At 44.4% G+C, this 13223-nt stretch carries 12 protein-coding genes; 10 read left to right on the forward strand and 2 right to left on the reverse strand.

Translation table 11 applies throughout. The annotated features are described in order from the left end of the window. The first annotated feature begins 119 nt into the window (after positions 1 to 119). The 7 genes from ACDJ58_RS11605 to ACDJ58_RS11635 all read left to right on the forward strand — a co-directional run bounded on the left by ACDJ58_RS11605 (position 120) and on the right by ACDJ58_RS11635 (position 8434). Entirely contained in the window at positions 120 to 2084 is a 1965-nt protein-coding gene (locus tag ACDJ58_RS11605; protein WP_413378023.1) for an ATP-binding cassette domain-containing protein, read from the forward strand. A gap of 44 nt (positions 2085 to 2128) precedes the next feature. Beyond that, positions 2129 to 2797 (forward strand): response regulator transcription factor, encoded by a 669-nt coding sequence (locus ACDJ58_RS11610; RefSeq protein WP_413378025.1) that lies wholly within the window; start codon positions 2129 to 2131, stop codon positions 2795 to 2797. A 5-nt stretch (positions 2798 to 2802) separates the two neighbouring features. Next, positions 2803 to 4131 carry a sensor histidine kinase gene (locus ACDJ58_RS11615; RefSeq protein WP_413378027.1) on the forward strand — a complete coding sequence of 443 codons (1329 nt, stop codon included), beginning with the start codon at positions 2803 to 2805 and terminating at the stop codon, positions 4129 to 4131. 278 nt (positions 4132 to 4409) lie between these two features. Then, positions 4410 to 6245 carry a UbiD family decarboxylase gene (locus ACDJ58_RS11620; RefSeq protein ID WP_413378029.1) on the forward strand — a complete coding sequence of 612 codons (1836 nt, stop codon included), beginning with the start codon at positions 4410 to 4412 and terminating at the stop codon, positions 6243 to 6245. Between the two features lie 276 nt (positions 6246 to 6521). Continuing rightward, entirely contained in the window at positions 6522 to 7613 is a 1092-nt protein-coding gene (locus ACDJ58_RS11625) for an HD-GYP domain-containing protein (RefSeq protein WP_099852681.1), read from the forward strand. 182 nt (positions 7614 to 7795) lie between these two features. After that, the gene (locus ACDJ58_RS11630) at positions 7796 to 8245 is read left to right on the forward strand and encodes an SRPBCC family protein (protein WP_413379612.1); all 450 of its coding nucleotides are present in this window, start codon (positions 7796 to 7798) and stop codon (positions 8243 to 8245) included. Between the two features lie 27 nt (positions 8246 to 8272). Beyond that, positions 8273 to 8434, forward strand: a complete 162-nt coding sequence (locus tag ACDJ58_RS11635) for a hypothetical protein (protein ID WP_157258459.1) — start codon at positions 8273 to 8275, stop codon at positions 8432 to 8434. Between the two features lie 6 nt (positions 8435 to 8440). Here ACDJ58_RS11635 and ACDJ58_RS11640 read toward each other — a convergent pair whose 3' ends face one another. Continuing rightward, entirely contained in the window at positions 8441 to 9661 is a 1221-nt protein-coding gene (locus tag ACDJ58_RS11640; protein WP_413378031.1) for an MFS transporter, read from the reverse strand. 245 nt (positions 9662 to 9906) lie between these two features. Between ACDJ58_RS11640 and ACDJ58_RS11645 the strand changes: the two genes are divergently transcribed. From ACDJ58_RS11645 to ACDJ58_RS11655, 3 genes are all read left to right on the forward strand, one after another. Beyond that, complete coding sequence (locus ACDJ58_RS11645; protein WP_413378033.1) at positions 9907 to 10491, forward strand: TetR/AcrR family transcriptional regulator; 585 nt, start codon at positions 9907 to 9909, stop codon at positions 10489 to 10491. 33 nt (positions 10492 to 10524) lie between these two features. Then, entirely contained in the window at positions 10525 to 10776 is a 252-nt protein-coding gene (locus ACDJ58_RS11650; RefSeq protein ID WP_072732596.1) for a hypothetical protein, read from the forward strand. Positions 10777 to 10966: 190 nt separating this feature from the next. Further along, complete coding sequence (locus ACDJ58_RS11655) at positions 10967 to 11941, forward strand: D-2-hydroxyacid dehydrogenase family protein (protein ID WP_413378035.1); 975 nt, start codon at positions 10967 to 10969, stop codon at positions 11939 to 11941. A 147-nt stretch (positions 11942 to 12088) separates the two neighbouring features. Here ACDJ58_RS11655 and ACDJ58_RS11660 read toward each other — a convergent pair whose 3' ends face one another. After that, a complete protein-coding gene (locus tag ACDJ58_RS11660; RefSeq protein WP_413378037.1) occupies positions 12089 to 13126 on the reverse strand; it encodes a LacI family DNA-binding transcriptional regulator in 1038 nt (345 codons plus the stop codon). Positions 13127 to 13223: the final 97 nt, after the last annotated feature.

Raw genomic sequence — 13223 nt, forward strand, 5'->3', positions numbered from 1 at the left:
ATTTTTTTTGCCAGGCAGACGCGGATTGTCCAGTTCATTATCAGTTCACACAAATTTGTTAGAATGTGAAACATCAACTAAACAGATAGAGCGCATGACTTGGAGAGGAAGAGATCAAGATGACTATATTAGAAGTAAAACATGTGAAGAAATCATACACGCTGTATGGTAAGGAAAAGGTTCCTGTGCTCCACGATGTGAATTTGAGCTTTGAGACAGGAGAATTCGTCTCGATCCTTGGTGAATCGGGTTGCGGAAAGTCAACCCTTATGAATATTATTGGCGGAATGGACTCCGATTTTGAAGGGGAGATCCTTGTTCGTGGAAAGAACTTAAGTGCCATGACTGAGAAGGAAATGGATGATTATCGGAAGAATAATATCGGCTTTGTGTTTCAAAATTTCAATCTGATTCCGCATCTGTCTGTGCTGGAAAATGTTACGATTGCTATGCAAATGACGGACACAAGTGAAAAGGAACGCAATAAGCGCGCTATAGATATTTTGACCGAGGTCGGGCTGAAGAATCATCTGAATAAACGGCCTAACCAGCTGTCAGGTGGACAGAAGCAAAGGGTTTCCATTGCTCGTGCATTATCGAACAATCCAGACATTATTTTGGCGGATGAACCAACAGGTGCTTTGGATAAGGAAAACGGGGATCAAATTCTGGCTTTGCTGGACAGCATTGCGCAAAAAGGAATGCTGGTCATTGCAGTAACTCACTCGCAGAAAGTAGCTGATTCCGGTACACGTATTGTGAAGGTAGAGGAGGGACGGATTAAGGATGATATCCATTTAAAAGATCGTTCCTTGACTACCTATGAGGGCAGTAGTGGTGCTTCCAGAAACTTGGGCTTACTGGCTTCTTTCAAAATGGCTCTCAAAAATATGAAACTCAACGGCAAGCGTAATGTACTGGTTGCATTGGGTGGGTCGATAGGGATTTTAAGCGTACTCCTGATGCTCTCATTGGGTAATGGAATAACGACATATATGAACGACGAAATCAATTCAAGTATGGACCCTTTGCTTGTGGATATAACGAAGCCCAGTGCAGATGCCAAAGATATACAAGGCCCGCAAGCCTTGATGGCAGCAGGCGAACCTTTTACAACAACCGACATTGAGACCATTCGCAAATTCCCTAATGTGGATCATGTAGAGACCATCACTACCATTACAGGCAAATCGACTATGGTTAATGCAAAGCAAAGTGTGGCACTTACGCAGTTAACGACGTTAACGGATGCTTTTGATCCAGCAATGATAACAACGGGTACACTTCCGGTAGAAAATGAGATGTTGTTACCCCTCGATACGGCGAATAAATTAAGCGGGAATGACCAAGCTGAATCCATGATCGGCAAGTCTGTGTTTCTATATATCAATGAGATGGATGGCAATAATAAACCGGTAACTTTGGAGAAAGAAATAACCATATCTGGTATTTATGAAGCGTCAGATCAAAGATCACCAATGCAGCAATCACCGGGTTACATTTCATCACAGACGTTGGAGCAAATGTATACGGACAAAGGAATAACGATTGGGCCAATTCAGGTTAACGCTTATGCAACCGATATGAAATATGTCAATGATATTAATGCAGCAGCTGTTGATGCAGGCTTCTCAGGCTCCCAGACGGCAAAAATCATGGAAAATATCACGACATATGTGAACATGGCCACGATCGTTCTGTCTGGTATTGCAGGCATTTCGTTGATCGTATCCGGTATTATGATATTGGTTGTGCTTTACATTAGTGTCGTGGAACGAACGAAGGAAATCGGAATCCTTCGTGCGATTGGAGCAAGAAAGAAGGACATCAAGCGAATTTTCTTTTCTGAATCTGCTCTATTGGGGGTATTCAGTGGTATCATTGCGGTAGTATTTGCGATAATTATTAGTTATGTGTTGAATATTCTCTTGGACAATGCCTTTGGAGCAAAACTAATTAACTTGTCCGGATATTATATCGTGTTCGGAATCATTGTAAGTACAGTGATTAGTATCATCGCTGGATTGATGCCATCATCCAAAGCTGCCAAGCTGGACCCAATGGAATCCTTACGATATGAATAAATTCAGTTGTGAATAATGAACATTGCGGAAAGGATAATGCATAAATGAACACGATTCTTGTGGTTGATGATGATTCCCATATCCGCAAATTGATTCGAATATATCTTGAAACCAATCAGTTTTCCGTGGTGGAAGCGGCGGATGGGCAAGAAGCACTGAACATCTTGTCTCATACCAAAATTGATTTAGCGATTGTAGATGTGATGATGCCACGTGTAGATGGTATTGAACTGACCGAAGATATTCGATCTTATATGGATATTCCGATTCTAATGGTGACTGCCAAGGGAGAATCCAAGGATAAAGTCAGAGGATTCAATGCAGGGTCAGACGATTACTTAGTAAAACCTTTTGATCCAGTAGAGTTAATCTTGCGTGTGAAATCTTTAATGAAGAGATACAACAAGATTTCATCGAATGTTATTCATATAGGCGGTGCAACGATTAATCTGAGCAATTTGACAGTAGATGCAGGAGCTCAAACGGTTGAGTTGAAAAAGAAGGAATGTGAATTGTTGTTTGCTTTGGCGAGTTTGCCAGGGCAAATATTCACACGTACACAGCTTATAGAAGATATATGGGGAATCGATTATGAAGGTGATGAGCGTACCGTTGATGTGCATATCAAAAGGTTAAGAGTACGGCTTGAACCAATCCCGGAACTGATTATTTCGACAATCAGAGGACTAGGATATCGTCTGGAGCTTGTATGAAAATAGTGAGTAAAAGCCTGCGCCTACGAATCGTAGCTACATTTATTGGTATTGTGATTGTCAGTTTGATTTTCTCCTTTATACTAAACATGCGACCTCAGGAAAAGACACCGAATCATACCATGGTTACCATTGCCGAAGATATCGCTTCGATGATAAACCTGATCGATGATCCGGAAAAGGTGAAAACTGGATTGAATCTCTTTGCGCGATATGGCTTGAACATAAATGCTGTGAATGAACAAAGTGAATTGCTTGCTTCCTTTCCAGCTGATAAAGTTCATGAATTATTTGATGAAAATACCACGGAAGCGTTTATTCTTTCCAATAAAGATGAAACAGCGTTCGTTGGTGTTCCCAGGATGAATGAAGAGAAAGATGCGCTCCTTATCAAAATTAATTTTTCATCGATTTTTCATAATGTGAAACGTACACTATTTATATCGCTACTGACTGTCCTGGTTATAGGAAGCTTATTAATCATGTTTATGTCTGGGTACATTGTGAGACCTATCAAAAGACTAACGGCTGCAGCTAAGAAAATGGCATCAGGCGATCTATCTGTCCGGTTGAAACATAATAATCCAGATGAGTTTGGTGAGCTGATGGAGAGCTTTAATCATATGGCCCGTGAGCTGCAAAAAATAGACTCGGTGCGTGATGATTTTGTCAGTAACGTCTCTCATGAAATGCAGTCTCCACTAACATCGATTAGAGGATTTACAAGAGCGCTGCAAGATGGTGTCATCCCTTTGGAAGAGCAGAAAGAGCATCTGGATATCATATACGAGGAAACTTTACGCCTTTCCAGGCTTAGTGATAATTTACTCCGGTTAGCCTCGCTGGATTCGGAGCACCATCCGTTTAATCTCAGTACGTTCCAATTAGATGAGCAATTAAGAAGAACGATCGTATTAGCAGAACCCCAGTGGGCGCGCAAAAATATCAAGATTGAATTGGATTTATTGCCTTGCGAAATCACGGTTGATAAAGATTTGTTTGAGCAAGTCTGGCAGAATTTAATCAACAATGCTATAAAATATACGGGTCCCGACGGTGTCATTCACATCGAAATCGAGATGTCCATGTCATTCGTGAAGGTATCAATTAGAGATTCAGGACAAGGAATACCCGAGGAGGCGCTTCCGTATATTTTCGATCGATTTTATATGGTCGATAAAGCACGGAGCAGTGCTCTTAGAGGGAATGGATTAGGGCTTTCCATCGTGATTAAAATTTTGAAATTACATGATTGTACTATTGATGTGGAGAGCAGGGTTGGAGAAGGAACGCAGTTTACGGTTACGATTCCCAGACCTTCGACTACATCTTAAGTAAGCTCAATTAGCAATATTTAAGCAATCGTGGTCCTTATGAATATAGGACTCCTGTTGCCTGAATATTGCTTTTTGGTGAGTGCTGCGTGAAAGATCTCATATATTGTTTTGTTTAGTGGCAGATGATTTGATAAGATAGAAGAGATGCGAGTATCAATCCATTTGTAGGGTGACGAGAGTGAAGTAGATTCAACGTTTATTCTATCCGCTACCCCTGCACATCTATGTGAATATATGAACATAACAATTTATTATATACAGAATGGAGCCATCCAATGAAATATCGCAATATGGAAGATTGCATTAATGATCTGGAGCAGCATGGACATTTGATTCGAGTGAAGGAAGAAGTTGACCCTCATTTGGAGATGGCAGCGATACATATGAAAGTGCATGAGGCGAAAGGCCCAGCTCTGCTTTTCGAAAATGTGAAAGGCTCCAAGTTCCAGGCTGTTTCGAACCTGTTCGGTACACTGGAACGAAGCAAATTCATGTTCCGTGGAACGCTTGAAGGTGTACAACGTGTCATGGCTGTACGGGATGATCCAATGAAGGCACTCAAGACGCCTTTTCAGCATATCAGCACAGGTCTTGCCGCCTGGCAGGCTCTCCCTAAGCAGAAGTCCATCAGTTTGCCTGTAACCGCGCAAGAGATTCAAATCTCGGATCTGCCGTTGATCAAGCATTGGCCTATGGATGGTGGAGCATTCGTTACGCTGCCTCAAGTCTATTCGGAGGACCCGGACAAGCCAGGCATCATGAACTCCAATCTGGGCATGTACCGGGTACAGCTAAGTGGTAATGATTATGAACTGAATAAGGAAATTGGACTTCATTATCAGATCCATCGCGGAATTGGTATTCATCAGGCCAAAGCAGTCAAAAAGGGAGAACCCCTGAAAGTGAGCATCTTCATTGGGGGCCCGCCGGCACATACACTTTCTGCAGTGATGCCTTTGCCTGAAGGGCTCAGTGAGATGACTTTCGCGGGGCTACTTGCCGGCCGTCGTTTCCGTTACAGCTATAAGGATGGGTACTGCATCAGTAATGACGCCGATTTTGTCATCACCGGTGATATTTACCCTGACGAGACGAAGCCTGAAGGACCGTTTGGTGATCATCTTGGATATTACAGTCTGACCCATCCGTTCCCACTAATGAGAGTGCATAAAGTGTACGCCAAGCCGAATGCGATCTGGCCATTTACCGTGGTGGGTCGTCCGCCACAAGAGGATACGGCATTTGGGGATCTGATTCATGAAATTACGGGTGATGCGATTAAACAGGAAGTTCCCGGTGTAAAAGAAGTCCATGCGGTCGATGCAGCAGGAGTGCATCCGCTTCTGTTCGCGATTGGAAGTGAGCGGTATACACCTTATCAGACGGTAAAACAGCCAACAGAGCTGCTGACGATTGCGAGTCGTATTCTGGGTACAGGCCAGCTCAGTCTGGCGAAGTATTTGTTTATCACAGCAGAAGATCAGCAACCGCTGGATACTCACCGGGAAGTGGAATTCTTGACGTACATCCTGGAACGAATGGATCTGCAACGGGACATTCATTTCCATACCAACACAACGATCGATACGCTGGATTACTCGGGAACCGGGTTGAACAGCGGCAGTAAGGTTGTATTTGCAGCCTATGGGGACAAGAAACGGGAGTTGTGCCGTGAAGTATCGGAGACATTGAAGGATATTCGGGGGTATAGCAATCCTCAGCTCGTGATGCCAGGAATTGTAGCCATTCAGGGTGTGCCATTCACCAGTTATGTGGATACAGAACAAGAAATGAAGGCATTTACAGACATGCTGAAGGAAAAAGGAGACCTGTCTTCATGTCCAATGATTATATTATGTGACGATAGTTCTTTCCTGAGTGCGAATCTCAGCAACTTCTTGTGGGCGACATTTACCCGCAGTAATCCGTCCCATGATATGTACGGTGTGAATAGCAGTTACAACTATAAACATTGGGGTTGTGACCAGATCATTATCGATGCCAGAGTGAAGCCGCATCAGGCACCACCGTTAATTCCGGACCCATCTGTTGAGAAAGGCATTGAACGCTTTTTCGTACAGGGAGCGAGCCTGAGCTCGATCAAAATTTAGTTGAATTCAATAAAAGCCCAAAGATTTTTTTGGGCTTTTTGGTTATATATGTGTAAATCAAGTTGTCCGTTATCTAAATACAAAATCAAACCGGGACTTTTTTGAAAACGGGACTGAGAATAAAGTCTTATACGTTCGTATTTCCTTTTGCGATTAAGGTCGTTTGGACTATGGAGAAAAAGAATGTATTTATCGATATAAAGTAGTATAGGGATTTTTGGGACCCGATCAACGGGTACTGTTGACTATAAATGATTGTTCAGGGGGAATACCGATTTGAGAATCCATATTATGAACCTGCAAGATGGAGACCGTCTAACTGCGGATACATTCAGCGAAGCGGGATTACACGTTCTGGGTCAGGGTACTGTGATCAAAAGTGAAGATATCACCTTGCTGATGCAGCACCGCGTAGACTATGTGGATATTGAACCACGCGAGGAAGAGATCACGGAAGCGGAATTCTTTGCTGCTGCAGCAAAATTTGCATCTGGAGCAAGCACAAGCACCAAGGAAGAACCGCCTGAAGAAGAAATGAAATCCCAATTTATACAAACTGTACATAATTATCAATCCGCGTTTCTCGAAGCGCTGACTGTGGGCAAGTTCAACGCAACAATGGTGGACGATGCGCTTCAACCGATGGTGGAGGGACTGGACGAGCAAAAGGATGTCGTACATCTCCTGATGATGCTGGAACGGGATGATGTTAATAACTACACACATTCCATTCAGGTTGGACTATTGTCATTTTATCTAGCCAACTGGCTTGGTTATTCCCAAAAAGAAAGTTATCAGATCAGTCGTGGTGGCTATCTTCACGATATCGGCAAATGCAAGGTATCTCATCGGATACGCAACAAGATGGAACCGTTAACCGCAGATGAACAGCTCGAATTGCAGCGTCACACGATCTATGGACATGATATTATCAAAAGTTCCATGACGGATGAAGCTACAGCGCTGGTAGCTCTTCAGCATCATGAACTGGAGGATGGTACCGGATATCCGATGCAACTGAAGAAAGACGAGATTCATCCATACACACAGATCGTATCTGTCGCTGACATATACATCGGGATGAGATCCGGTAGTCACGGAAGCAGCAATCCGAATCTGATCAACAACTTGCGCGATATCTATGCGATGGGATTCGGCAAATTGAATGAGAAGCCGGTTCAGGCCTTGATGCAGCATCTGCTTCCTAATTTTATTGGTAAACAAGTGTTGCTGAGTAACGGCGAGCGGGGTGTTATTGTCATGAACAATACATCCGATATTTTCAAACCACTGATCAAGGTGGAATCGGAACAATATCGTGATCTGTCCAAAGAGCGCACTCTTGCCATTAATGAATTAATTATCTAAGTTTGAATAACAAATGAATTCATACAGAAAACGGGCCTCCTATACCATGACAGGGGACCCGTTTTTCATTTATATCATGAACTGCGTTGTTCTTCATGGTGACCAAGAGTATACTTTGCAAAGACCTTAATCTTCCTTTTTAGGAAAAGGGGGCAGAAAAGGAGAGATCGTCTTTGATTGAAGTGGTAACCGAGATCACGATACATGCGCCCATCGAGCGATGCTTTGACTATGCGCGGGACATTGATATTCATACCCGGACAGTCTGGAAACATACCCGTGAGCAAGCTGTAGCGGGTGTTACAACGGGCAGAATTGGTGAAGGCGATACGGTAACTTTCGAAGCGAGCCATTTCGGGATAAGACAGAAGCTGACTTCCCGGATCGCCGAGTACAATCCGCCGTATCTCTTTGTGGATCAGATGGAGAAAGGTGCTTTCAAGAGCATGAGACATGAACACAGCTTCAACAAGCTTGGAGAGCAGACCACTTCTATGAGGGACACACTGAGATTTGAAGCTCCCCTTGGTGTTCTGGGTTGGGTTGCAGAGCGGATTGTACTCAAGAGGTATATGCAGGCTTTCCTGGAGAGCCGTAATTTGAAGCTAAAGGCGTTACTAGAGAATAGATAGGGCCGATCTGTAAGGAGGAAATGATAGTTGATGGAAAACGAATATTTTGTAGGTTGGGGCACACTTGCCCTTATTAATGCCGGACTTGCTCAGGGAAAAAACAGAAGTGGCCGTAACTGGTTTCTGATTTCCCTGTTATTTGGTCCGTTAGCCACTCTGTTTATTGTGGTATGGAATAAGCTGGATTAAGTTCTTTTATTGATCCGAATTCCGATGGATATATCGATCAATGGTCCAGAACAGAAGCGCAGCGGCACTCACGCCTGCACCCAGCCAGCAAACGCCAGTCCAACCTGCCCATGCGTATACTTGAGTAGACGCAATGGAGCCGGTAGCACTTCCTATTGAATAAAAGATCATGTAGGCGCCCGTCAAACGGCTCTGCGCCTCAGGTCGAACTTCATAGATCAGACTCTGGTTGGTGACATGTACGGCCTGAACGGCAAGGTCCAGCATAATTACCCCAGCTACAAGCAGCCATAAAGAGTGGTGAACATAGCCAATGGGCAGCCAGGATAGAAGCAATATGACAAGAGCGACGCCCGTCGTATTTTGTCCCAATCCCCGATCAGCCAGTTTTCCAGCACGTGCAGCAGCCAAGGCACCAGCAGCTCCCGCGAGACCAAAGGCTCCAATAGCAGTATGTGACAGGGAAAGTGGTGGAGCGCTAAGTGGCAACACCATGGAAGTCCATAACGTGCTAAAGGCTGTGAAAATTAACATGGCGAGAACGCCGCGTGTTCGCAGAATAGGCAGCTCACGGTACAGTTGCATGACTGAAACAATTAATTGGGTGTAGCTGAGTTTCTCTCGCTTGGGTTCGTGTTTTGGGAGTACAAGAAACAGGGCGATAATCCCGAGTAATGTCAGACTGGCAGAGAAGAGATAGACTGATCTCCAGCCGATCCAATCGTTTAAGGTGCCTGCTATGGTTCGCGCCAGTAATATGCCTATGACGATTCCGCTTGTGACCAGACCGACGATACGCCCTCGTTCTGAAGGTACAGCCAGGGAGGCGGCAAAGGCAACGAGTGTTTGTGTAATCACGGCAAGCAGCCCGATGGCGGCCATTCCAATGAATAGAACCTGGCTGGATGATGAGGTACCGACAGTAACCAGGGCGATTACGGATAAAAGCATCTGGATAATGATCAGCTTGCGCCGGTTCAATAGATCACCAAGTGGGACCAGTAATAACAATCCGAGGGCGTAACAAATCTGGGTTACGGTAATAACGATTCCAATAGAGGAATGAGAGATTCTAAACTCGTCAGCAATGGAGTCGAGCAAAGGCTGGGCATAATAAATGTTGGCTACCGCCAGTCCGCTGCACAGGGCAAATAACAGCGCGACAAGTCGGGACATGCCTGGACGTCCTTCGCTGAAGGGATGTGCTTGATAAGATGGATTTTGCATGGATGATTCACCTTTCTGTATTCGAATGTGGTAAGTTAGGGGGAGCGGTAAGAACACTGTTGAATTTAAATTTACCGATCAGTACATTATGATTCCGAATAAACATACTTCACGCTTTGACACGATGTCAAGAAATAAAATGGAATGAGTATATTTTCTTTTATAAATTGAGATATGTTTGACGTGGGAATTGGATATAGAATAAAATAGATGTATACTGATCGATACATAAAGAGGGTGAATACATGGTTAGACAACGGGAATTTGATACGGATCAGGCACTGGAAGCAGCGATGCAGATTTTTTGGGATAAGGGATTTGAGGCGACGTCCCTAAGTGATTTGACAACAGCCATGGGAATTCAACGTCCCAGTCTTTATGCGGCTTTTGGTGACAAAAAGGAATTGTTTGAAACGGCACTTCGCAGATATACAACTTTGCATGCTGCGCAGGTCAGATCCAGGCTTCAACATACATCCTCTGTAAAAGAAGCCTTCCGTGCCTTATTTGAACATATCGGAGCAGAAGGGGATGTGACAGATACTCGTCATGGCTGTTTTTGCATTAATACGATGGTTGAACTGGCTCCACGTGACCCCAAATTCGCTGTTCTGACACGCGAGCACCAGATGTATCTGGCGGCGATTTTCAAGGAGACGATTGAACGGGGGCAGGAAACAGGGGAATTGTCTAATGATCTCGACGCAAGTGCGTTGTCCAAGTCTCTGGTTGTATCGATGATTGGATTGACCGTGATGATGAAATCGGAGCCGGATCGCTCATTTGTGCAGCAGAGTATTAAGGTTACGTTATCGTTGCTTGAGGAGTGAGGGAAGGATTTCATTTTTAGAGAGGGTGTTCATATGGAGCGTTATTTTCATAGGATCTACCTAGTCGTTTTATACATTATAGGTGTGCTGCTGACGACATACGGCGGGATGGGGATCATCGAGTTCAGTTTGATTGTGATTGGCATGCTTGCTTTTATTGCTATTGTAGGTTCGCTAACTGAGAATGATCAATCGAAATTAGATACGATTTTTTGGAAAATACGGTCCTTGCTTCAAGTGGCGATGGCCATACTGATGACGGCGCTGCTTTTCAAGCTGTTCTGAAGTGAGAGCGAGAAGCGGGAATCTGTTCCTGCTCTTTTTGTGTCTGAGGACATTGGGCAGATGAGGGCTTGAGTTGATACAATACAGATAGGGTATAGATTAAATTAGGGTGTATACTATGATTTACATATTCGGGTAACATGTTCAAAGAATGTTTGATGATGCACATATATGAGGAGGAGATTCAACCATGCAGACGAAGTTGCGTTGTGCCATATTGGATGATTATCAGAATGTAGCCCTTTCTTCAGCGGATTGGACTCCTATCCTGAATCGAGTTGAGGTTCAGACGTTCAATAACTATTTGGGATCAGAAGAGAAGGTCGTTCAGGAACTGCAGGATTTTGAAATTATTGTCTTGATGCGTGAGCGTACACCATTTCCTGAATCCGTGATTACACAATTGCCCAAACTCAAGCTTCTGATTACAAGCGGCATGCGCAATGCCTCCATTGATCTCCGGGCTGCGGAAGAAAGTGGAGTAATCGTCTGTGGCACGGAAGGCAGCTCGAACCCGCCGACGGAACTGACATGGGCGCTGATACTGGGTCTGTCCAGACAGCTGGTAACTGAAAATAACGCACTGCGTTCCAATCGGAATTGGCAGAGTACAGTTGGCATGGATTTGTACGGAAAGACACTGGGACTGCTCGGTTTAGGCAAGATTGGCAGTCGGATGGCAGAGATTGCACAAGCCTTTGGCATGAACGTGATCGCCTGGAGTGAGAATTTGACACAGGCAAGAGCAGAGGAGCAAGGAGTCCAGTGGGTAGAGACCAAGGAAGAACTGCTTGAACAAAGCGATATTGTTTCCATTCATCTGGTGCTCAGTGATCGCACTCGTAATCTGATCGGACGAGCCGAGCTGCAACGGATGAAAAATACTGCTTTATTGATCAATACGTCCCGTGCAGGCATTGTGGATCAAGAGGCGATGGTCGAAGCTTTACAGAATGAGTGGATTGCCGGGGCCGGTCTAGACGTATATGAACAGGAACCTCTTCCTGTGAATCATATGTTGCGTACACTGCCCAATCTGCTGGCAACACCGCATCTGGGTTATGTGACTCAAGGCAACTATGCCATTTATTTTAACCATACCGTAGAGGATATTGAGATGTTTATGAAAGGAACACCGATTAGACAATTGCTTACGAAGAAGTAATTGCTCGGAGGTGGGTTTGAGATAAAAGGGTGTGAATGAAGATAAAAAAAGGTGTTTCTCAGGACAAAATTCATTCCTGGTGAGCACCTTTTTGTGTTTATCGAAGGTTTGGACTGTCCATTAAATCCGGTGTCTTCGCAATCATTCTTATGCGCGTGGTCCTTGTGAAGATGAGCGGATCATGGCAACGCTGGACTCGCGCACAATTAACCGTGGCTCAAATTGAATATGCTCGTAATCCGTGGTGCTCATCTCTCGAATCCGTTTTAACAGCAATTCCGTAGCAAGTCGGGCCACTTCTTCGCCCATAATCGAGACTGAACTGATCTGCGGAGACGTAACGGTAGTCCATTGGTTATTATCGACGCCCACAACAGCGATATCTTCAGGCACACGAACGCCCAGTTCTTTAAACCGATTTACCAGTCCGATGGCAACCATATCATTAATCGCGTATACAGCATCTGGCATGTGAGTCAGCCCATAGAAATAATCTGCTGCATTAGCTCCCGTATTCAATGAAAAATCTTCTCCGAAGTAAACAAGCGAGATGTCTACATGTCCGAGCGCCTGCTCATAAGCCCGATAACGCTCTTCAATAATATCTTTGGGAGCACCGGCGTATGCAATGCGGGTTCGTCCAATCTTAATCAGATGTTCCATCACCAGTTTCCCTTCAGGCTGTGAAAGAGAAACGACATCTGCTTTCATGCCAGGGTCCAGCTTTTTACCGTAATTGATCATGGAAATGGGAAGGGGAGCTTTATCAATTAAGCCAGGCAATGTTTTGGGATATGCCAAAGGCATGAAAATAAGCCCGTCTACGTGCAGTTTTTTGATCGTACGAATGGTTTCCAGTTCCGTTCGTGCATTGCCCGCCGTATTGATTTGAACCACATGATACCCATGCTGCTTCGCCGTTTGTTCAACAGACCAAGAGATCTCGGGAATGATGGCATTGCGTATGTCAGGTACAACCAGTGCAATCTGATGCGTCTGGCGTATTTTCAAACTCTGGGCAGAGGTATTGGGGACAAATCCAAGCTCATCAATGGCTTGCATGACTTTATCCCGTGTTTTGTTGCTGATGCCATCGGAATTGTTGATGGCTCGGGAGACGGTAGCGATACCTACACCTGCAAGTTCTGCAACGTCCTTGATCGTAACCTTCTGATCTTTACTCACGTTTAGTTAACCTCACTTCATCGGAAACGATTCCGAATTTTAAAATATATACGGATGGAATGACAATCCTATACCTTGATTATAACATTTGATCCAA

Source organism: Paenibacillus taichungensis, assembly GCF_047302525.1.
GTDB lineage: Bacteria > Bacillota > Bacilli > Paenibacillales > Paenibacillaceae > Paenibacillus > Paenibacillus taichungensis_B.